The 20405-nt window shown below is 55.5% G+C and carries 15 protein-coding genes; 7 read left to right on the top strand and 8 right to left on the bottom strand.

All coding sequences use genetic code 11. The features are described from left to right. Nucleotides 1-12 precede the first annotated feature (12 nt). On the bottom strand, nucleotides 13-894 hold the full coding sequence (locus tag K2F33_RS29955) for a carbohydrate ABC transporter permease (RefSeq protein ID WP_076168655.1): 882 nt from the start codon (nucleotides 892-894) through the stop codon (nucleotides 13-15). Between the two features lie 17 nt (nucleotides 895-911). Then, nucleotides 912-1835: an ABC transporter permease gene (locus tag K2F33_RS29960; RefSeq protein ID WP_256993119.1), complete on the bottom strand. Its 924-nt coding sequence runs from the start codon at nucleotides 1833-1835 to the stop codon at nucleotides 912-914. Nucleotides 1836-2356: 521 nt separating this feature from the next. Here K2F33_RS29960 and K2F33_RS29965 point away from each other — a divergent pair. Both K2F33_RS29965 and K2F33_RS29970 read left to right on the top strand, forming a co-directional pair. Beyond that, nucleotides 2357-3397 carry a LacI family DNA-binding transcriptional regulator gene (locus K2F33_RS29965; protein ID WP_263880333.1) on the top strand — a complete coding sequence of 347 codons (1041 nt, stop codon included), beginning with the start codon at nucleotides 2357-2359 and terminating at the stop codon, nucleotides 3395-3397. Between the two features lie 285 nt (nucleotides 3398-3682). Then, nucleotides 3683-4645 (top strand): C45 family autoproteolytic acyltransferase/hydrolase, encoded by a 963-nt coding sequence (locus tag K2F33_RS29970; protein WP_263880334.1) that lies wholly within the window; start codon nucleotides 3683-3685, stop codon nucleotides 4643-4645. A gap of 192 nt (nucleotides 4646-4837) precedes the next feature. On the opposite strand, the gene K2F33_RS29975 is transcribed toward K2F33_RS29970, so the two are convergent. The 3 genes from K2F33_RS29975 to K2F33_RS29985 form a co-directional block, all read right to left on the bottom strand. Continuing rightward, the gene (locus K2F33_RS29975; protein WP_263880335.1) at nucleotides 4838-6043 is read right to left on the bottom strand and encodes an MFS transporter; all 1206 of its coding nucleotides are present in this window, start codon (nucleotides 6041-6043) and stop codon (nucleotides 4838-4840) included. A gap of 220 nt (nucleotides 6044-6263) precedes the next feature. Beyond that, a complete protein-coding gene (locus K2F33_RS29980) occupies nucleotides 6264-6848 on the bottom strand; it encodes a TetR/AcrR family transcriptional regulator (RefSeq protein ID WP_163877267.1) in 585 nt (194 codons plus the stop codon). 167 nt (nucleotides 6849-7015) lie between these two features. Continuing rightward, entirely contained in the window at nucleotides 7016-11416 is a 4401-nt protein-coding gene (locus K2F33_RS29985) for a X2-like carbohydrate binding domain-containing protein (protein WP_263880336.1), read from the bottom strand. 1011 nt (nucleotides 11417-12427) lie between these two features. Between K2F33_RS29985 and K2F33_RS29990 the strand changes: the two genes are divergently transcribed. The 3 genes from K2F33_RS29990 (at nucleotide 12428) to K2F33_RS30000 (ending at nucleotide 15043) form a co-directional block, all read left to right on the top strand. Then, nucleotides 12428-13054 (top strand): chromate transporter, encoded by a 627-nt coding sequence (locus K2F33_RS29990; RefSeq protein ID WP_076168687.1) that lies wholly within the window; start codon nucleotides 12428-12430, stop codon nucleotides 13052-13054. Between the two features lie 10 nt (nucleotides 13055-13064). Then, nucleotides 13065-13601 (top strand): chromate transporter, encoded by a 537-nt coding sequence (locus K2F33_RS29995; RefSeq protein ID WP_263880337.1) that lies wholly within the window; start codon nucleotides 13065-13067, stop codon nucleotides 13599-13601. An 86-nt stretch (nucleotides 13602-13687) separates the two neighbouring features. Continuing rightward, nucleotides 13688-15043 (top strand): sodium-dependent transporter, encoded by a 1356-nt coding sequence (locus K2F33_RS30000; RefSeq protein ID WP_263880338.1) that lies wholly within the window; start codon nucleotides 13688-13690, stop codon nucleotides 15041-15043. 230 nt (nucleotides 15044-15273) lie between these two features. Here K2F33_RS30000 and K2F33_RS30005 read toward each other — a convergent pair whose 3' ends face one another. After that, complete coding sequence (locus K2F33_RS30005) at nucleotides 15274-16752, bottom strand: alpha-N-arabinofuranosidase (protein ID WP_263880339.1); 1479 nt, start codon at nucleotides 16750-16752, stop codon at nucleotides 15274-15276. 118 nt (nucleotides 16753-16870) lie between these two features. Between K2F33_RS30005 and K2F33_RS30010 the strand changes: the two genes are divergently transcribed. Together K2F33_RS30010 and K2F33_RS30015 are read left to right on the top strand one after the other, a co-directional pair. After that, a complete protein-coding gene (locus K2F33_RS30010) occupies nucleotides 16871-17650 on the top strand; it encodes a helix-turn-helix domain-containing protein (protein WP_263880340.1) in 780 nt (259 codons plus the stop codon). A gap of 81 nt (nucleotides 17651-17731) precedes the next feature. After that, entirely contained in the window at nucleotides 17732-18763 is a 1032-nt protein-coding gene (locus K2F33_RS30015) for an FUSC family protein (protein ID WP_263880341.1), read from the top strand. On the opposite strand, the gene K2F33_RS30020 is transcribed toward K2F33_RS30015, so the two are convergent. Together K2F33_RS30020 and K2F33_RS30025 are read right to left on the bottom strand one after the other, a co-directional pair. Next, the gene (locus tag K2F33_RS30020) at nucleotides 18715-19359 is read right to left on the bottom strand and encodes a nucleotidyltransferase family protein (RefSeq protein ID WP_263880342.1); all 645 of its coding nucleotides are present in this window, start codon (nucleotides 19357-19359) and stop codon (nucleotides 18715-18717) included. The two genes, K2F33_RS30015 and K2F33_RS30020, sit on opposite strands and share 49 nt — an antisense overlap. Continuing rightward, nucleotides 19346-20392: an XdhC family protein gene (locus tag K2F33_RS30025; RefSeq protein WP_263880343.1), complete on the bottom strand. Its 1047-nt coding sequence runs from the start codon at nucleotides 20390-20392 to the stop codon at nucleotides 19346-19348. The genes K2F33_RS30020 and K2F33_RS30025 overlap by 14 nt, the downstream gene beginning before the upstream one ends. Nucleotides 20393-20405: the final 13 nt, after the last annotated feature.

Below are 20405 nucleotides of genomic sequence, written 5' to 3' on the forward strand. Positions count from 1 at the left end.
TTCAGGCCGTCCCTATTTCAGGGAACCGACCATCACACCTTTTTCGAAATACTTTTGGAAAAACGGATACATGACGAGCAGCGGCAGACTGGAAATGACGATCGCCGAGTATTTGATCATTTCCGAGAGCCGCTTGAGCTCGTTCATCGCCAGCTGGTCGCTGATCATGCCCGGCGCCGCCTGGTTCTGGATCAGGATCGAGCGCAGCACGAGCTGCAGCGGATGAAGCTTCGCATCCTCGAGGTAAATCATCGCGTCGAAATAGGAATTCCACTGCCCGACAAAAGCATAGAGAGCCAGCACAAAAATAATCGGTTTGGAGAGCGGCAGCACGATCCGGAAAAAAATGCCCGCCTCCGTCGCGCCGTCGACGTTGGCCGCCTCCCTCAGCTCATTCGGCACGCCTTTGAAAAAGGTCCGGGACAGGATGATGTTCCAGACATTGACCGCACCCGGAATGATGATGGCCCACACCGTATCCAGCATGCCAAGCTGCTTGACCAGCAGATATGTAGGAATCAGGCCCCCGCCGAAAAACATCGTGATCACAAACAGCGTCATAAAAATTTTCCGGCCCGCCAGCCGCGAATCAGACAAGGCATAGCCTGCGCATACCGATACAGTCACGGTAACGAGGGCAAATGCAGCGGAGTAAAATACGGAATTGCCGAAGCCCCGCAGCATAGCCGGGTTGGACAATATTTTCCGGTAGCCCTCCAGGCTCCAGTCCGAAATGCGAAACGACAGGCCCTGATTCAGCAGCACGGTCGGATCCATAAATGACGCCACGACGACGTAAACGAGCGGCACGACGATCAGCAGCACCGCCACCGTCAGGAACAGGCCGTTCAGAATCAGCAGAAACCGGTCGAACGGCGAATGTTTAACAGCCATAGTTGATAAGCTCCTTCCTAATAAAGTCCTTCGCCCTCATTAAGCCTCTTGACGATAAAGTTGACCGTGAGCAGCAGCACGACGTTGATCACCGAGTTGAACAGGCCGACCGCCGCGGAATACGCATAGTCGCCGGACTGCAAACCGACCTTGTACACGTAGGTGGCGATGATCTCGGAAGCCGGAAGGTTCATCGAGGTCTGCATCAGGTACGCTTTTTCAAACCCGATCGACATGATGCCTCCCGCCGCCAAAATGAACACGATGGCCATGATCGGCCGGATCGTCGGCAGGTCGATGTGGCGGATGCGCTGGAGCAGGTTCGCCCCGTCCAGGCTTGCCGCATTGTGCAGCTCCGGGTCGACGTTCGCCAGAGCAGCCACGTAAATGATCGATGCCCAGCCGGCGCCCTGCCAGATGTCGGAGAGGATGTAGATCCAGCGGAAATATTTCGGCTCGGACATAAACATCAGCGGCTCTCCCGTGATCCATGTCAACAGATGGTTGACCGGTCCCGTCGGGGACAAAAAGATGAACAGCATACCCACGATGACAACCGCAGAAATGAAGTTCGGCGCGTACAGAAACAGCTGAACGTTCTTCTTCACCCCCGCCCTCCGGACCTGATTGAGCATGAGCGCCAGCAGGATCGGCACGGGAAAGCTGAAAATCAGGCCGAAGAAACTGAGTTTAAGCGTATTCATAAATATCACGTCGAAATTAGGCGAGGAGAGAAACTTCTCAAAATGCTTCAGTCCGGCCCATTCGCTGCCCATGATGCCCTTGATCGGGCTGAAATCCTTAAAGGCGATAATCGCCCCGTACATCGGGACATATTTGAAAATCAGGGTCAGAATAAGCGCCGGAGCCAGCAGCACGTACAGAAAATAATGCTTTCTGACCGTCTGCAGCACCCGCCCCGCAGAGCTCTTCCTCCTCACTGCCGCCGCCCTTGGATCCACTTCTACCGTATTTTCCAAAACCGTGACCTCCGTTCTTTGCACAAAAAGTTTACACGCCGCATACCGTAAGGGCTTACATTAGCACCTGCACCGTATCGCTGCTTTTACAATTTAGCAGACGATGTAATGTTCGTCAATAACTTTTGTAAATATTTATTTGTGCAATTGACCAATATAATTTGTTCATAGAGGTTCATTATTTTGCTAAAATGTCACTTTTTCCGTCCATTTAGGGACCAACTATATCTTTTCAAAGCGTGGTCTGCCGGTGCGGATTCTGCTGTTTGTATAATAATTGCCTATGTAAAGTCATCCATCTGTGTTGCATGTCATTTTGCAAAATGAAGGCATTATATATTTGTGCATTTGTAAAGTTAACATTGCTATTTGAAGCAATCTGGTATACATTGGTCATAGGATACCTGAGATCGAATGCATGCAGGTTTATGAGGAGGAACTTGCTTCCGTACTAATAATCGTTAGAGGTGAACATCGAATACATGGGGAAAGAGAAAGTCACCATTCAAGATATCGCCGATGCGCTGGGCATTTCCCGGAACACGGCGTCTAAAGCGCTGAACGGCAGCGACAGCATACCGGGCGAGACCCGCAACCGGGTGATCAAGAAAGCAATCGAGCTGAAGTACAAGCAGTTCGCATATATGGAAACCGAAAGCCTGATGCCGAAAAACCCCGGCAATATCGCCCTGCTGACGCAAAACATGCCCAGCATGTCGCATTTCGGGGCCAAGCTGATCAGCGGACTGGAGAAACGCATCAGCGGCGAAGGCTACAATTTGTCTATCCATATCGTAAGGGACATCGAGCGAAGCTCCCTCCAGCTTCCGAACAATTTTGAAGCGTCCAAGGTGGACGGTATCATCTGCATCGAACTGTTCGACATGGAATACACCAAGCTCATCACGAGCCTGGGGCTCCCGACCATATTCATTGACTGCGCGGCGGACATGTCTTATCCCGACCTTGAAGCCGACCTGCTTCTGATGGAAAACGAACACAGCACCTATTTCATGACCAAACGGCTTATCGAGGACGGCTGCGGCTCGCTCGGTTTTATCGGCGACTACAACCACTGTAAAAGCTTCAACGAGCGCTGGGCCGGATTTAACCGGGCCCTTGCGGAAGCAGGTATTCCGCTGGACCGCAGCCAGTGCGTCCTGGAACCGGACCGCGAATTTTTCTCGGAATCCGACTGGATGGAGCAGCGGCTGGACAAGATGCCAGACACGCCCTCGGGCTTTGTATGCGCGAATGACTTTATCGCAGTCAACGTGATGAAGGCTTTGAAGAACCGTCAGATCGCCATTCCGGAGAAAATCGTCGTGGCCGGATTCGACGATGCGCCCGAGTCGCGCATTGTCGAGCCTCGTTTGACGACCGTGCACATCTATAGTGACGAGATGGGCATCACCGCGGCCAATATGCTGCTCTCCCGGATTAAGGAGCCGGAGCAGCCTTACCAGGTCACGCATATCCAGACCAAGCCGCTGTTCCGGGAGTCGACGCACGCTGCCCGGTAATCCAAGCTCCCAGGCAGCATGGTACAAGAACGAGTTAAGAAAGCAGGCTGTTTCCTTAAATGCCTCAATCGAAGAACCAATCCGCTTACATCCCACGAATATCCGCAGTCCGGCGCTTCGCAGTACAGCAGCCGGGCTTTTTTTTGATGAAAGCCATTCATTTGATCCTATCGGCTGCTGGGCTATCCAAAGACCGCACAAATGAACAGGCGGAACGGACTCGATTGCGTTAACGTAGCAGGTGAAGGATTCTTCAAACTTGATTCATGAAAAGGAGACTCAGAGATGGTAAATGAAACGAAACCGTTTTGGTTTAAGCGGCTGCCTGCCCTTGCATCGCATCCTGCGGTATGGGCTTCCCATATCGCCCAGCACTGGAATATGGAGGCGTTCCGTCCCCAGAACCCCATGGATCCCGAGAAAGTACGGCTTGCTCTCCGTCATTTCATGCCCGAACTGCTCCCCGAGTACGAGGCCTTGCTGTCCGTTTCACCAGACCGTCCCGGCGAAGCTCAGCTGCTTGCTATGTATAACCTCCCTCCCTTCTTCTCCGGCTGCAGCAACTCGATATCCCACCGATTAGGCCATCCTACTTTAATCCGAAATTACGACTTCAGCTTGGACGGGTTCAGCGGCGTATTCCGTTACGAGCCATTGCCTGATGGAGGGTGGATCATGGGTTCCGCCGAAGGCGGCTGGGGCTATCTCGACGGCCTGAACCATCACGGTCTCGCAGCGGCCATTACATTTGGCGGGGACTTCACGGTAGGTAACGGTTTCAGCATTCCGCTCATTGTCCGCTATCTCTTGGCCACTTCGGCAACGGTTCCTGAGGCAGTGGAACGTCTGAACTCGATCCCCCATCGGCTTGTTCAAAACATCTCGCTTTTGGATCGGAAGGGCCGTTTCAGCGTCGTCTACACTTCGCCGGAAGGCGTGAGCGCAGCTGACGGTCTCATTTGCTGCACAAATCATCAGAGCCAAGTTCAAGATTCCGCGCACGACGAACACCGGACCGTGGAGCGGTTCGACCATCTCCTCAGAATGGGCGGTGCCGTATCGCCTCAGGATTTTCATAAAGAGCCGTTGTATCATCGCAAGTTTTCGAATCATTTCGGCACGCTTTATACCGTCGAAATCGATCCTGTAACGGAAACGGTTCATTATCACTGGCCTGAAGGACAGCAGCTTCTCGCCACGCCGGCGTCGCCAGAGGCTGAGATTAACATTCAGTTGTCCGAGAAATAGGCAGTAGGATAGGGCATTTCTCACAGGGAGGTATAAAAGCGAAACTAAATAGCCAGTCGCCGATTCATGATCGACGACTGGCTGCTTAAACGTGAAAGGTGTTTTGATCCCTGCCTTAAACGGGGTCATTCCCCTTGTACGGTTGCTTTTTTGAGAAATCTAACAGCGATCTTCCGGATGATACCAAACTTGTTATCTCGCTTCTTTTTTCTCCGTTAAGAAGTAGAGCAAAGCCAGCACCGGAAACAGAACGCCAAGCCATATGGCCGCTTCCCATCCGCCTTGTGCATACGCCCATCCGCCTACTGCGGAACCAATAGCCCCGCCGGCGAAAAAGATAGCCATGAACAAGCCGTTCAGCCGGCTGCGAAGCTCTGCACCCAGTGCAAAAATAGAGCGCTGCCCGAGCACCAGATTGGCGGAAACGGCCATATCCAATACAATGGCGGCCACGACCAGGCTGATGATCGATAGCAGGGAACCGCCATGGATCACAATAGGCAGGAGCATGGAAACGACCGCGAGTCCAAGGGCGATCCCTGTACCGGGACGGATCCACCCTTTATCGGCAAGGCGGCCGGCAACCGGCGCAGCCGCTGCTCCGGCTACCCCTACCAAGGCGAACAGGGCGACCCCTGTCTGGGAAAAATGAAATGCCGGGCTGACCAGCAGCATAGGTACCGTTGTCCAAAACAGGCTGAAGGAAGCAAACAGAAACGCGTGGTAAAGTGCTCTGCGCCGCAAAATCGGCGTCGTTTTCAGCAGCTTCAGCATCGATGAAAGGATCTCCGGGTAGCTGATGGATGTTTGCGGACGTCTTGCCGGAAGCGCCTTGGCCAGCACCAGCGCAAGCACGAGAATCAGAACGGCGGACAGAATAAAGATGGCGTGCCATCCAAGGAAGTCTTCCACCAAGCTGGCAGCCGGACGGGCGAGCATGATGCCAAGGAGCAGGCCGCTCATGACATTCCCCACATTGCGCCCCCGCGTTTCCTCAGGAGACAGATGAGCTGCGTACGGAACCAGGATCTGGGCGGCAACGGACCCCACGCCGATAAACAGCGATGCCGCAAGAAACAAAGCCGCACTACGGACTTCAGCAGCGATGAGAAGCACGACCACGTTAAAGATCAGCAGGGTGACCACGAGCTTGCGGTTTTCGAGCAAATCTCCTAAGGGCACGATCAATAACAGGCCGATTCCGTAACCGATTTGAGTTAAGGTGACGATCAATCCCGCCGCCCCGGAGGATAATCCCAGGGCTGAGCTGATCGATCCTACGAGAGGCTGGGCATAATACAGGTTGGCAGCGATGATGCCGCAAGCGACGGCGAGGATCAGGTTGATCCAGGATGAAACGGCAGCGGCCTGAGGCTTTTCTTTTGCGATGGTACTCATAACATTTCTCCTTTGTTTGTAAGGCATCCCTTTTTCGGAACAATCGTTCCAGTTTAGGAACAGTCCGCCTATGTTTTTTAACAAAAAATATTTTTTCTCAGAAATTCATTTTTCGGAACAGTCGTTCCGATATAGCTAAAAAAATGCCTGCCGACGTTTCTTCGCAGAAGTCGCACCGCTAGCGGAAGTTTTTGTTGCCGATCAGGAAGCGGAGGCTTCGTTACAGCATGCCCAGCACCATTTCGATCATCTCCCGCGCCTTCGTGCTGTCCTGCTGAATTTTCGCCACCACGTTAACGCTGTGGTTGAGATTGAGCAGCATGAACGATAAGAGACGAATGTCTTTGTCGGGAGAAATTTCTCCGGTCTCCTGCCCTCTCTTTAATTTTTCGTAAAACAGCCGTTCCAGTTCATCAAAGCTATTCTTGACCATGTTCTGCAGCGGTTCGTCCATGGCGTCGAAACTCAGGGCTGCGTTCGTAATCATGCACCCATTGGGAAGGACTTCGTCCTGCACGGCAAAAGCGCTCGTGATATGAATCTCGAAATACTGCCGGATGCCCTCAATGGCGGTAGGAGCGGCGATTAACACATCCCGCTTTCTTTGCGACAACTTTTTGTAGTGCTGGATCGCCTCGTAATACAGGGACTGCTTATCCTGGAACGTTTCATACAAACTGGAACGGCTAAGACCCATCGCTTCCAGCAAATCCGGTATGCTTGTCGCTTCGTAACCTTTCTTCCAGAACACCGTCATAGCTTTGCGGAGCACTTGATCCCGGTCAAATTCTTTGGTGCGTCCCATCGGCGCCACCTCCCTTTGAGCACAAGTATATACGAACTGGAACGAGTAGTCCAGTATTTTTTCAGGATCGTATACAACATGCAGGCCGCCGGTGCTTCGGCGGCCTGCTGCATTCAACAGATCATTTTCCAAGGGATCTGGGATTCAGACCCCTGGATGATGTATTTTTACGGCTGCTTAACCGTCTCCCCTGCCCACTCTTCCCCGCCTGCTTTTCTTGCCTTCACCGGATGATCCAGCGAGGCTTCGGCGATATCCTTATACGCCCAATACGCAGCAGGCACATCGCTCCAAAGCAGCGCGGCCGTTCCATAGAGCGGCCCGCGGCCGAGCGCGCGGTTCAGTGCCGTTACCGCTTCCGCGCGCGTCAGCGCCTTGGACGGGCGGAAGGTGCCGTCCGGGTAGCCGTTCAGAATGCCGGCTCCCTGCGCCTTCGCGATAGCGCTCTCCGCCCAGTGGCCCGCGGTATCGCGGAAGCCGCTGCCCGCCGCGGAAGCACCCGGCTTCAGCCGGCTGGCCAGCGTGGCCATTTCGGCGCGCGTGATGGCCTGATCCGGCTTGAAGGTGCCGTTTTCATAGCCCTTCATCAGGCCCGCCACCGTTACGGCCGCGATAGCCTTCCCGGCCCAGAAGCCGTCCTTCACGTCGCGAAACGTGCTGGCTGCCGTGCCGGCCGTATCGCCTGCTGCCTGCGGAGCCGCTTTGGACAGAATGACCGCCATCTCGGCGCGCGTAACCGGCTGCTCCGGCCGGAATGTACCGTCCGGATATCCCTGAATATATGCGGTATGCCGCTCATTCGGAGTATCGTCCTGAGCCCCGGGTTCAGGTGTGGACGGAGGCGCTGCCGCTCCTGACGATGATCCCCCCGAGCTTGATCCCGGGCCAGGTGCTGTTGGACCGGACGGCCCTGTTGGCGGATTTGGCGTACCGGGATCTACCGGGCCCGTGCCTGTGCCCGCCGCAGGCACGGTGAATTTCAGCTGATCCACGAGCATCAGATCGCCCGATTTTTTCACCGCCCTCAACGTATGTGTTCCGTCAGTCAAACCGGAAATACGGTATAAAGGCTGTGATACCAGGCGCTGATCGCTGTGGGCGCTGACGGTCTTCTTCAGCACGCCATCCACGTACACGTCGATGTCTCCCAGAGCCGGTCCAACGGGACCCACCAGCTCCACGCCCGTCCCTTTGAACGTATAGGCGAGTTCATCACCGTTTGCTGCCGTATAATGGACGTCGTTCTGATAATCCCCATCGAACGCGAACGCCAGCTGCAGCGTTCCGGCCGGCTGGGCGGCCAGATAAGCTTGGCTTAAAATCACCCGGCTGCCTTCAACCGTATAATCGGTTCCTTCGACGAGCCGGTTCTTCCCGTTTGCTATGCCGCTGAACAATTGCGGCTGCTGCAGCAAGGTGACCGCCACATCCTTCTGGTTCGCGGCGGACTTATCGAACACGGCTGATACCGGGCTGATCAAGTCGGGGATTTCGACCTTGAGCATATCCACCAGCATGAAGCGGCCGGATTTCTTCACAACTTTCAGCGTATGAAACCCTTCCTTCAGCCCGCTCACACTGTACAGCTTCTGCTGCGGCTGGCGCTGCTCGCTGTATGAGCTGACGGTTTTCTGAAACTCGCCGTCCAGGTAAATATCCATGTCTCCCTGCGACGGGTCGATCTCGGTAAAGAACTGGATACCCGTTCCCCGGAACGTATGCTCAAAGGAATCGCCGTTGGCTTCCGTATAGTGCACATCATCTTTGTAGTCACCGAAATTCCTTCCGGTACTGCGGTTCCAGGCTCCATGATAGACGATACCCGGATCGTCATCGTTCAGAGTCGTATAGCGCACCGTCTCCGCACCGGTCAAATGGACGGTCAGCGTCTGGGGATCGCCAGCGCTGAACATAAATTTGAGCGTGATGTCGCCACCCGGCAGCCCCGCCAAAAATTCCTTTTTGATCGTCACCGTGTCCTGGTCAACGGCATACTCATTCTCCGTCAAAGGCTGCCCCTCGTATTCGACGGCCGTCAAAGTGTTGCCGTTAAGCCCCAGCTTCACGGACAAGTCCTGCTGCTGGCCGTCGCTTTTGTCGAAGCTGGCCTCCTTCGGGTTGATCGAGCTGTTCTGCGCCGCTTTGCCGCGGATGTCCACGCTCAGCACCTCGCTGTCCCCGCCTTCAAACCTAAAACTCAGTGCTGCCGGACCCTCCGGCTGCTTGGCAAGATAAGCTTTGCTGATGGTTACCGTGCCGCCGCTTACCGTATAATCGCTGCCGTTCTTCAGCACATCGGCGCCGTTCTGAATGGCCGTAAGCGAACCGCTCCCCAGTGTCAGATTCACGGTAAGGTCGGACGGATTGCCGCTCTCCCTGTCATAGCTGGCGGACACCGGGTCGATCAGATGGCTTGTCGTCACCTTCAGCGCGTCCAGCAGCATGTATGTGCCCGTTCTTTTGACCGCCTTGATCGTATGCGGACCTTCCGTAAGTCCCGATACGGTGTACACCACCTGCTGCGCCTGCTTGCTGCCTTCCGTATACGTGCTGACCGTTTCCGGATCAGCCCCTCCGTCCAAGTAGACGTCTACATCCCCTTGCTCCGGGTCCTTCTCCGTAATCAGGTCAATGCCGCTGCCGTTAAAGGCATACTCGAAGTAGTCACCGTCCGTTTCGGTAAAATGAACATCCCCTTTGTAGTCCCCCGCCGGCCGGTCTCCCTGTGACGACCAGCTTCCGCTGTATGTAATTCCAGGATCATTATCGTTGATATATACCGAATGAGTGACCGTCGCTTCTGCGGAAGCAGAGACAACTGCTTCGCTCTTGTCCGAGGAGCTGGAAATCGCCTCGCCGGAGTCAGAAGTCTGGCTGCCCACGGCTGCATCAGGCTGCTCGGCGGCGGATTGGCCGGCGCCATCCGGTTGAACATCACTCGCTGCATCCAACTGAACACCGCCTGCGTGTTCCTGCTGACCGTCACCCGCTTCCTCCGGCTGAACGGCCTCTGCTCCTTCCGGTTGAGCTCCACCTGCAGCCTCTGGCTGAACGCCGCCTTTATTTTGCTCGGCCCCTACACCCTGTACGGATGCGGAGTCTTTAATCGTCACAGCCAGATTTTGCACGGCAGGCGTCTGCTCATAGCCGCCGTTCCGCTGCCAGTCTCCGGTATATCGGATGCCCGTATCGTCGTCATTAACCACCGACGTTCCTTGGACAGCCGTTACTTTGAACATTCGGGAGGCATGCGGCTCCAATACGGCTGCGTATCCATCATTAAAGGTTCCAAGCTCCGTATGGCTCCACAAGTCCCTCACCTTGGCCGAGCCGGTCAGACCGATGTCCTTCCAGTTGACCTTGACTTCAGTACTGCGGCTGCCCAGATTGAACAAGGCGACGCTGTAAGTGCCGTCCCCGTTGTTGGCGTACCACACCTGCTGCTGGGTGTCCATCGACACCGGGTGAGCCGGGCGTCCCGCCTGATTGACGGCGATCACCTCGTCGTTGGTCAGCAGCTTGAGCCCGTAGTCGTCAAGCCGGGTCATATCGTTGCCGATATAGAGCGGCGCCGCCGATATCGCCCAGAAGGTCATGGCCGTCTGGCGTTCGTCTTTGGTCAAGCCGTCCATCGAGCCGTTGCCGACGTTCAGGGAGTCAAAGTCGTTCCAGCCGGTGGCCGGCCCGGCGTCCCTCCACCATACGGCCGCATCCGGGAACAGGCGGGCGATATTGGCCCACTGCGTCAGCCCGACATTGCTGTCATAGGCTTCCACATCCCATTGAATGCGCCAGCCGTTGGCATACTTTTTCCAAAAGTCCACGTAGTTGTGGTCCAGCGCCCACGAGATCTCGAACCAAATGTCGTGGCGTGCCAGCGCCTCGGACCAGGCCTTCACGTCCCCGCGGGAGTCGAGGTTCAGGTTGTTGTTGCCCGATCCGGGGGTGACGCTGTCGAATTTGACGAAATCGATCCCCCAATCCCCGAGCATGTCGGCAATGGAGTCCACATACTTTTGCGCACACGGGTTGGTGAAGTCGATTTTGTACGTGTACGAGTTCCAGGCATCGACGATCTTGAGCGGCTGTGCCGCAATGTCGCGCACCCGGCAGGCACCGCCCGTCCCATAAACTTCGAGATCTTTCTTATAGGCATCAATCGACAGGCCGGGAATCAGATAAATACCGATTTTCTGCCCGTTATGATGCACGTAATCGATGACTTCCTGAAATCCGTTCGGATACAGTTTCGTGCTTGGAATCGGCCTGCCGTATTCGTCCATGTCTCCGTTCCAGCCCGCATCAATATTGATGTAGTTGTATCCGTGGGACTGCAGCTTGTCGCGCATCGCGTCGGACTGCTTCTTAATGCTCTCCGCCGACGTCCATCTGCCCGCAGAATCATACACCTGCATACTGTAGCTGCTCCAGCCCATATACGGCTTTTGGGCCAGCTCCTTGTTAGCCGCTTCGGCCACGTTCAGCTTTTGTCCAGCCCATCCGGTCTGCACCAGTACCAGCATCACCAGCAGGATAAGCCCCATCTTCCTTCCCAACCGCTTCATCATAATTCCATCATCTCCTCCCAGCATGAATAACTTAGAGGCGCCTTCGCGTTTTACGGATGACCTTATTTCGGACCGCTTGACGGATGCTGGCTTCCAGGACGCTGACGCCACAGACGGCCGGCCATCGAACACGAAATGATAGCGCTTTCTATACTGCTGATGATAGGGACTTCCTCATTTTCTGAACAGGTACATCTGGGTGTTCCGGCGTACACTTTTCCCAAAAAACTGGTGTTTTGACCGGCAAGAAAAGGATTTTTTCAGTTATGGGTATTCAAAAAAACAGCACTTTCCCAATTCTTCACAGTGTACAGGGTACCGGCTGCCTCGAACCAAAGGGGAGTCCCCCGGTTTCCATGGCACCTGCATTTAAATTGTCCAGTGACCGATTTATTTAGAAACGATTAACGGGAAGTATATCCAGTGCCGATGCGGATCGTCGTTCCCCTGTTTGAGCTTCTGCTGAAGCCCATCCTTCATGCACAAAGCTGTGCCCGTCAAATCTACTGAGATCAGCCGATCCCAGTATGACTCGTCAAAATCAGCGGCCGGCTTGTCATCCGCTGGATTGAGGAAGATTTTCCGGAGTCTCCGGATTAAACAGCCAAGCAAATCGTCGAGATTACGGTGACGTCTACCGAAGTGTTTTATGTAAAAACAAGCATGCTCCCAAGAAACCATGAAGCTGCCGCTGGCCTTTAAGGTTTTTTTGGTATACGCTCACTCGCTGAACTTAAGTTAATTCTATTATGAAATAAAGTCGAGCAGTTCGCTTGGTTTAAATCCTTTTTTTGGAACCTCTCTCAAACTTGATACAAATAAGAAAAAACCCACTAAATTCCTCGACATTACAATGGCCTAGCAAACATTCTGCAGCCGATATCCCAATACCCGGTTACTACCCACTTCCCTTCCCTTTCGATATCTTCCAGCCTATTTTTAAATAAGTTAATTTCATTTTGGATAAAAGATGTTATAATACAGACAGAATTTAACTCGAGGTGACGTGTTGTGCAAACCGACAAGACATCGAAAGCGTACCTGCTTCTTCAATTGTTTTGGATTTTCTTCAAAATCGGCCCGGCGACATTTGGCGGCGGATACGCCATGATGCCGATGATCGAGAAGGAATTCGTCGATAAACGCAAATGGATGGACCGCCAGGAAATGAGCGATTTAATGTCGCTCGCGGGCTCGGCGCCCGGCGGCGTTGGCGTGAACGCTTCGGCTTTTCTGGGATACCGGCTGGGCAAAATCCCCGGCGCCCTTGCGGCCACGTTGGGCATAACGCTCCCTACGTTTATCATCGTTTTTCTGCTGAGCGTGTTCTACTCGATGTTCCGCGAGGAGCCCAAAGTCCAGGCCGCCTTCAAAGGCATTCACGGCGCTGTCATCGGACTGATCGCAGTGGCCGCGTTCAAAATGGGCAAAAATGCGCTGTTTGACCGGACGACCGTCATCACCGCCGCAGGCTCCCTGGCCCTGCTTTTGCTGACCGGACTGAACCCCATGGTTCTGATAGCGGTCGGGCTGGTGCTCGGCATCACCGTCATCCGGCTGAAGAAGCGGCTGGGGCTTCCGGTTCACACCGAGAGGGCACGCGAGGAGAACGAGTCCGTCATCGAATATTACATCTAGGAGGCGTCCCATGCTGTTCTGGCAGTTATTTGTCTCATTTTTAAAAATCGGGTTTCTCTCCTTCGGCGGCGGTTATGCGGTTATCCCGATGATCCAGTACGAAGTACAGCAGCACGGGTGGCTGAGCACCGGGGAATTTCAGCGGACGGTATCGATTGCGGGCATGTCGCCCGGCCCGATCGCCACCAACAGCGCGACGCTGATCGGTTACCAGACCGCGGGCCTGGCTGGAGCCGTTACCACTACCGCCGGCATCGTTCTGCCTTCCCTGCTCATTGTGATCCTGATTGCGGCTTTCTTTTATCGAATGAATGCTAACCCCTGGGTCAAATCCTCCTTTTACGGCCTCCGGCCGATCATTACCGGACTTATCGTCTATGCGGCCATCCACTTCGGTTTCCCCAATCCGTCGGAAGCCATCTATCACTGGACGACCTTCGCCACGCTGCTGATCGGCGTGCTGGCGTTTATCGCGATCACCAGATACAAACTGCATCCGGTGACCGTCATCGTATGCTCGGGCGTTGCGGGAATCGTGCTGTTTTAATTGGGTGAAATTAAATTTCCTATGCCTTTACGGGGACGTTAAATTATAATAGAATGAACTTTCAAAAATAAACTGGGGGAACTTCTATGACTACACCACCAAAAAACCCAGCGGCATCAGGAAAAAAAGACCAGTTTTCATCCGCAGGCTTTATCCTGGCCGCCATCGGGAGCTCTGTGGGTCTCGGGAATATGTGGAAATTTCCGTACATCACCGGACAAAACGGCGGCGCAGCCTTCTTTCTGCTCTTTATCGTGTGCTTGATCGTCATTGGTTTACCTGTTTTGCTCGCTGAGCTTGCCATCGGACGCGCAGGCAGAGGCAGTGCGGCCACTTCGTTTGTGAAAGCGGGCGGCAGCAAAGTGTTCGGCCGTCTCGGCCTGTTGCAGGTCATCGCGCCATTTCTGATTCTGACCTTCTACGTCATCGTCGCAGGCTGGACGCTGCATTACGCCGTGCAGTCTTTCAGCGGACACCTGTACAGCAATCCGGATTTCAAAGGACAGTTCAATTCGTTTATCGGCGGCTACATGCCGATCGTATGGCAGGCTGTCGCCATCCTGATTACCGGCTTTGTCGTAGTCAAAGGGATTTCCGGCGGCATCGAAAAGTTCAACAAAGTGCTGATCCCGGGATTGATCATCCTGCTCATCGTCCTGATGATTCGTGCCGTATCCCTGCCTGGCGCGGGTGACGGCGTATCGTTTTTCTTGAATCCCGACTTCTCCAAGCTGACCCCGGAATCGGCGCTAGTCGCTTTGGGACATGCCTTTTTCTCCCTTTCGTTGGGGATGGGCATCCTGCTTACGTATGGTGCTTATGTGGACAAGCGCCAGTCTCTGGGGTCTGCCACGATCGCCATCGGCGTCGGTGACCTGATCTATGCGTTCGTTGCTGGGCTGATCATTTTCCCGACGACCGCTTCGTTCGGGATCGAGCCCGACTCCGGGCCAAGTCTGGTATTCATCGCCCTGCCGGCCGCCTTCTCGGCCATGCCGTTTGGTGCGTTCTTCGGCGGGCTGTTCTTCGTCCTGCTGGCAATCGCCGCCTTGACGTCGGCGGTATCGCTGCTGGAAGTGCCGGTAACATACCTGATGGACCGCTGGAAGTGGGGCCGTACGAAATCGGTTGTCATCATCAGCGTGCTCGTGCTGCTGATCGGCCTTCCGTCTGCGCTCTCCTTCGGCATCGTGCCGGGGCTGTCGGAAATGGGCAGCAAAAACTTCTTTGACTGGCTCGACTTCATTACATCCAACATTTTGCTGCCGGTCGGCGGGCTGATCACCACCATTTTCGCCGGGTACTTCTGGAAAGGCGCTGCCGAAGCGGCCGGCCTCAAATCGGGATGGTTCCGGGTATGGCTGTTCATGCTCCGCTACGTGGCGCCGATTCTGGTGCTGCTCGTGCTGCTTGACACAACGGGCATTCTGAAGCTGAAATAACGACGAAACTACAACAAAAGGCAATCTCCGGGGCTGTTCACAACAGCGCTGTGGAGATTGCCTTTTTTATTAATGGAACGTATTACTGCTGTCCTTCATGATCCGGATGGCAAGAAAAACTTCCGCTGCACGCGGTTGTCATGCAATCCTAAGATGGATCGGATGCTCCACTTGCGGCGAAGCGGTACGCCTATCCCCCGCATCCCGCCGGCAAGCCCAAAGCAGACTGCTTAGACCAGTTCGAGCACAGTCACCGACTTGGAAGGCAGCTCGACGACCAGATGCGTCCCATCCGTCTTGTACGCATCAAACGGCTTCGGCGCGATCCGGTCGGGCTGTTCAAACGTGTTATGCGCATCCAGCTCCTCCGAGGTCAGCGTCGTTCCGGTCACCGTCAGCGATGCCGCCGAAATGCCGCGCAGATCGATCGTTACGGTCGAAGCGCTCTCGTCGTTCAAATTGCACAAGCTGATATGGATTTTTCCTTCGGCGTCCCGCGAGGCGGTTCCCGTCACTTCCGGAATGGACCGGCCGAAGGCGCTGTATGTACCGCTTTCCAGATTCAGATCCAGCAGCTCCGCATCCTGATGCACTTTATACATATCGAACACATGGTACGTCGGGGTCAGGGCGATTTTTTCGCCTTCGGTCAAAATGACTGCCTGCAGCACGTTGATCGTCTGGGCGATGTTGGCCATCCGCACCCGGTTGCAGTGCTTATGGAAAATGTTCAGGGTCAATCCCGCCACGAGCGCGTCCCGAAGCGAGTTTTGCTGATACAGGAATCCCGGATTGGTTCCCGGTTCCACGTCATACCAGGTTCCCCATTCGTCGACGATCAGTCCGATCCGTTGGTCAGGGTCATATTTGTCCATAATCGTGCTGTGCTTGGTGATGAGCTCATCCATAAACAGCGCCTTTTCCAGCGTGGTGAACCATTCTTCGCGGCTGAATCCGGTAGCCGGCCCCTTGTTCCCCCATGTTCCCGGGACGGTATAATAGTGCAGCGTAATGGAATCCATATACCGTGCGGCCTCACGCATCAGCACGTCCATCCAGTTGTAATCGTCCGAGTTCGGGCCGCAGGCGATGCGGTGAATCCGGTTGTCCCCGTAGTTGCGGACATACGTCTGGTACTGGCGGTACAAATCCGCATAATATTCCGGCCGCATGTTGCCGCCGCAGCCCCAGTTTTCATTGCCTACGCCAAAATAGGTGACCGACCAAGGCTGTTCGCGCCCGTTCTCTTCGCGCAGCTCTGCCATCGGCGATACGCCTCCGAAGGTCAGGTACTCCACCCATTCCGACATTTCCTGCACGGTACCGCTTCCAACATTGCCGTTAATATAAGGCTCACAGCCGATTTGGGCACATAATTCCATGAATTCATGCGTACCGAAGTGATTGTTCTCCACCACGCCGCCCCAGTGGGTATTAATCATCCGTTTGCGGTTTTCCCGCGGTCCGATGCCGTCCTTCCAATGGTACTCGTCCGCAAAACAGCCGCCCGGCCAGCGCAGCACCGGTACCCGGATTTGCTTCAGCGCCTCCACGACGTCATTGCGGATGCCGTTCGTGTTCGGAATCGGCGAATCCTCCCCGACCCAGATGCCTTCGTAAATGCACCGCCCCAAATGCTCCGAGAAGTGTCCGTAAATGTTTTTATTGATTTTGCCTTTAATCGTATCCACGTTTAATATGCTGCTCATCCAATAGCCTCCTCTTTCCCGGTTTTCTCCCACACAGTATAGTAGCTTGTACGTTATGCCACAATGATTTATACTGGCCAAAAACTGACCTATCGTGCTTTTTATGGAGGAGGCATTTATGATTCAATTAGTCAGCTGCGGGCACAACTTCGTTCACTCGGACGGGATCCGGATCGACCGCAGCAGCGGGGCCGGGAATTACGCTTTTGTCCTTTTTCGGAGCAAGGCGGAAGTGGTGATTGACGGCACGGCTTACACCGTGGATAACAATGCCTACATCTTGATGCAGCCCAGCACGCCTTACATGTACCGGGACTTGGAGAAGCCCTTCGTCAACGACTGGTTCCACTGTGAAGGAACGGAGCTTGGCGCATATCTGCAGCAGCTTCAGCTTCCGCTTGACCGTCCGGCCGATGCGGCTTACCCGGCGTCCGTGTCCCGGGGCATCATGGAGCTTCAAAACGTGAACTGGCTGGGCGGGCCCCACCGTTTGGAAATTATCGACCTGGACCTGCGCAGCCTGCTGATGAAGCTCGCCAATTGGCGGCACGTGCCCCCTGCCCAGGGAAATGCCGGCCGGTATTTGCACCAGCTGTCGGAAATCCGCAGCGAGCTGTACCGTTCACCGCAGGCCTCCTACTCCCTGGACGAGCTCGCGGCCAGCGTCAACCTGAGCAAATCTTATTTTCAGCATCTGTACAAGGATTTGTTCGGATGCTCGGTCTCGTCAGATATGATCAACAGCAGGCTAGAGTACGCGAAGTATTTGCTGGATAACAGCTCCCTCTCCATCGGCGGCATCGCCAAGATGTGCGGATATGAGAACGAAACCCACTTCATGCGGCAGTTCAAAAAATTCGTATCGGCCACCCCGAGCGGCTACCGAAAAAGAAAGTAGCGCACCTGCCTTGCGAGTTTACTCCCCTGATTCCATGGGAACAATAGCAGCAACAATAAGTAAAATGGGGCTGCACAACGAATGAGTGACAATCTATGGAATATGATCAAAAACAGCGGTGTCGTCTGGAAAATGCCGCTGGCTGCGGCGCTGTCATGGGAGGCTGCAAAGTGGACGGGCTCATCACATCCTTATCTCGCCCCGCTGACCGCGATATTGTCCGTACAGGCCACGGTCAGCCAATCGATGCAGTTCGCCTGGCAGCGTGTATTGGGAACGGTTGCCGGCGTCCTGCTGACGCTCTGTGTAACGCCCTGGCTCCCCCTGAACGGATGGAGCATCGGAGCGTGCCTGTTGGTCGCGGCCTTTTCCATCCAGCGCCTGAGGCTGGACCACACCATGGTGACACAGGTGGCCCTCAGCATTCTGCTCGTGCTGTTCTTTCAGCACAAAATGCCCAGCTATTCGTTCGACCGGATCCGGGATACGATCATCGGCGCCGTGTTAGCGGTATTGGTGCAGTCGCTGCTGTTCCCGCCGGATTCCATCCCATCCGCCAAGCAAAAAATGACCCGCTTCGCGGACCATTTGGCAAGTCATTTTATCAAGGCCGGGCAATGGGTGGAGAAGGGATGTCCTCCAAGTGAAGCGCAAACGCTGAAATGGACTTGGCAGGCGCTGTTTCAGGAGCTGCACCAAGCGACCACCGAGCTGGACAAGGCAGCCCAGAGCTTGCGGTACCACCCTTTTGCCGCCAAGAAGCGCGATCTGCTGAACCGCCTGACCCGGCAGATGGAGCAGCTGCGTTCGGGCTACGCCAATCTGTCGGATATGATCCGGGTGCTGGGGCAGTGGTCGCAGACCGGCCATTTTACCCGGGAGCAGCAGCAGCAATGGGCCGACTACCTGCAAGAACTCGCCCAGATGATCAAGCGATGGCATACCGGCCCCGGCATCTCCACAGACGGCAGCGCCGGCAAGGTCAGCTTGAGCCTTCACGCTCCGGCGCATTGGGAGCAGGAGCAGTACCCTCTCGCCCTGTATATGAATGCCGGGCAGCTGCTTCAGGATTTTGGCGGGGAATCGATCTCCTTGTCCCGCAGCAGCCCGTAGTCCTCCGGTGTGTCCACGTCGAGGAACAGATCCGGCGATCCGAAAGGGACAGAGATCCCCGGCCTTCCGTGACGGATCAGCTGCCGGGCTCCCTGGTCCCCTTGCAGCCGGAGCAGCTCCGGAAACATCCGCCGGTGGCAAATGACCGGCGGTCTCGCCAGACCGCCGAACTCCGCGGCGGCGAAATGAATCTTTTCCCGTTCCGATGCCTGATCGTAGCGGCAGAGCAGTTCGTTGATCATTGCAGATGTGACGCAGGGCTGGTCGGCGAGCAAAATCATGACCGCTTCGGCCCCCGCGGTCATCGCCGCCTCCACCCCGCACCGGATCGAATGCGCCTGTCCTGAATGCGCATCCGGACAGCGGACAAGCGTCCACTTTGGTCTAAAGCGGTCGCTGCCAAGGGCTGCGTCCATCCAATCCGCCTTCCCTTCGGTAGTCACGATCCATATATGCGCCAGTCCGGCCTCCAGAGCGGCAAGCAGAGCATGATTGCCAAGCGCAATTCCCCTCAGCGGCAGACCAAGCTTATTCGTTCCCATCCGGCTGCTTTGTCCCGCCGCCAAATAAATGCCATGGACACTATGTCGCTTCATAAGATAAGCGCCTCTTTCGGGAAGTTCGGTACACCTGGATTAATTCGGCCACGATGCTGAAGGCGATTTCCTCCGGACCTTCTGCTCCGATCGGCAAACCTACGGGGGCGTGCCAATGGTCCGGCAATGAGCCGCTTTCAAGAAGCCGCTGCGTTCTGCGTTTCGAGCCTAGGAGACCAACATATGCCAGGTTATGGCTGGAGAGGAATCGGATGAGCTCCCGGTCCCTCCGGAAGTGATGCGTCATGATGACGACGTAATCGTTTGGCGTCCACCGCATCCGTCCGGCCGTTTCCTCCGGGAAGCCGTCAAGCAGCGTGTGGGCATCCGGAAAAAAGCTTCGGTCGCACAGGGCTGCCCTCCAATCGGCGACGGTAACCGTGAATCCGGCGGCGGCCGCAAAGGAGGCCAAAGGCCTGGCATCCGGCCCGGCACCGAACAGGGTCAGCCGGGGTTTGGGGAAATACGTGTGGACGAACACTTCCTCCGCCTCTCCCGGCACGTTCTGCATACCGCTCCGCCGCCCTATCCGGGCAGCTGCCCAATCCAGCAGAGCCTCGGGAAACGCTCCCGGCCATTCGCCGAACCGGTGCCTGGAGCTGGTGACAAAGCTGTATCCGGCAGCCAAGGGTTCCGCGCTATTTTTTAGAATCAGCATGACTTCGGTCTGATCGTCCAAATACTCCTTCAGCATCTGCAGATGCCCCCGCAGCTGGTCGCCGACGGCCACAGCCGTAACCTGGATCACGCCTCCGCAGCCCGGTCCTTCCCCCCAGGACAGCGGATCGGCAGTGTCCAAGTCGAATGTATAGGTGCACGGAACCCCGGCTGCCAACAGCTCCGGCACGCGGGCTGCGATATCCGCTTCCAGGCAGCCGGCGCTCAGCACGCCGATCTGCGTTCCGTCCTCGAACAGCAGCATGGATGCGCCCTCTTTACGGTAGGCGCTGCCCTTCACCCGGGTAATGGTCGCCAGCACGCTGCGTTGTCCGCACTGCTGAAGTGCTTCCAGAATCCGATGAATGTCTTCCAAGCGTGTTCCTCCT

Source organism: Paenibacillus sp. PSB04, from assembly GCF_025809195.1.
Classification (GTDB): Bacteria; Bacillota; Bacilli; order Paenibacillales; family Paenibacillaceae; genus Paenibacillus_AQ; species Paenibacillus_AQ favisporus.

What these genes read in the sequence shown, in the direction of transcription:
- K2F33_RS29975 (WP_263880335.1), bottom strand. Translation starts at nt 6,043, where the DNA reads ATGAGTACCATCGCAAAAGAAAAGCCTCAGGCCGCTGCCGTTTCATCC.
- K2F33_RS29965 (WP_263880333.1), top strand. Translation starts at nt 2,357, where the DNA reads ATGGGGAAAGAGAAAGTCACCATTCAAGATATCGCCGATGCGCTGGGC.
- K2F33_RS30015 (WP_263880341.1), top strand. Translation starts at nt 17,732, where the DNA reads ATGAGTGACAATCTATGGAATATGATCAAAAACAGCGGTGTCGTCTGG.
- K2F33_RS30000 (WP_263880338.1), top strand. Translation starts at nt 13,688, where the DNA reads ATGACTACACCACCAAAAAACCCAGCGGCATCAGGAAAAAAAGACCAG.
- K2F33_RS29995 (WP_263880337.1), top strand. Translation starts at nt 13,065, where the DNA reads ATGCTGTTCTGGCAGTTATTTGTCTCATTTTTAAAAATCGGGTTTCTC.
- K2F33_RS29970 (WP_263880334.1), top strand. Translation starts at nt 3,683, where the DNA reads ATGGTAAATGAAACGAAACCGTTTTGGTTTAAGCGGCTGCCTGCCCTT.
- K2F33_RS30020 (WP_263880342.1), bottom strand. Translation starts at nt 19,359, where the DNA reads ATGAAGCGACATAGTGTCCATGGCATTTATTTGGCGGCGGGACAAAGC.
- K2F33_RS29980 (WP_163877267.1), bottom strand. Translation starts at nt 6,848, where the DNA reads ATGGGACGCACCAAAGAATTTGACCGGGATCAAGTGCTCCGCAAAGCT.
- K2F33_RS30005 (WP_263880339.1), bottom strand. Translation starts at nt 16,752, where the DNA reads ATGAGCAGCATATTAAACGTGGATACGATTAAAGGCAAAATCAATAAA.
- K2F33_RS29985 (WP_263880336.1), bottom strand. Translation starts at nt 11,416, where the DNA reads ATGATGAAGCGGTTGGGAAGGAAGATGGGGCTTATCCTGCTGGTGATG.
- K2F33_RS30010 (WP_263880340.1), top strand. Translation starts at nt 16,871, where the DNA reads ATGATTCAATTAGTCAGCTGCGGGCACAACTTCGTTCACTCGGACGGG.
- K2F33_RS29955 (WP_076168655.1), bottom strand. Translation starts at nt 894, where the DNA reads ATGGCTGTTAAACATTCGCCGTTCGACCGGTTTCTGCTGATTCTGAAC.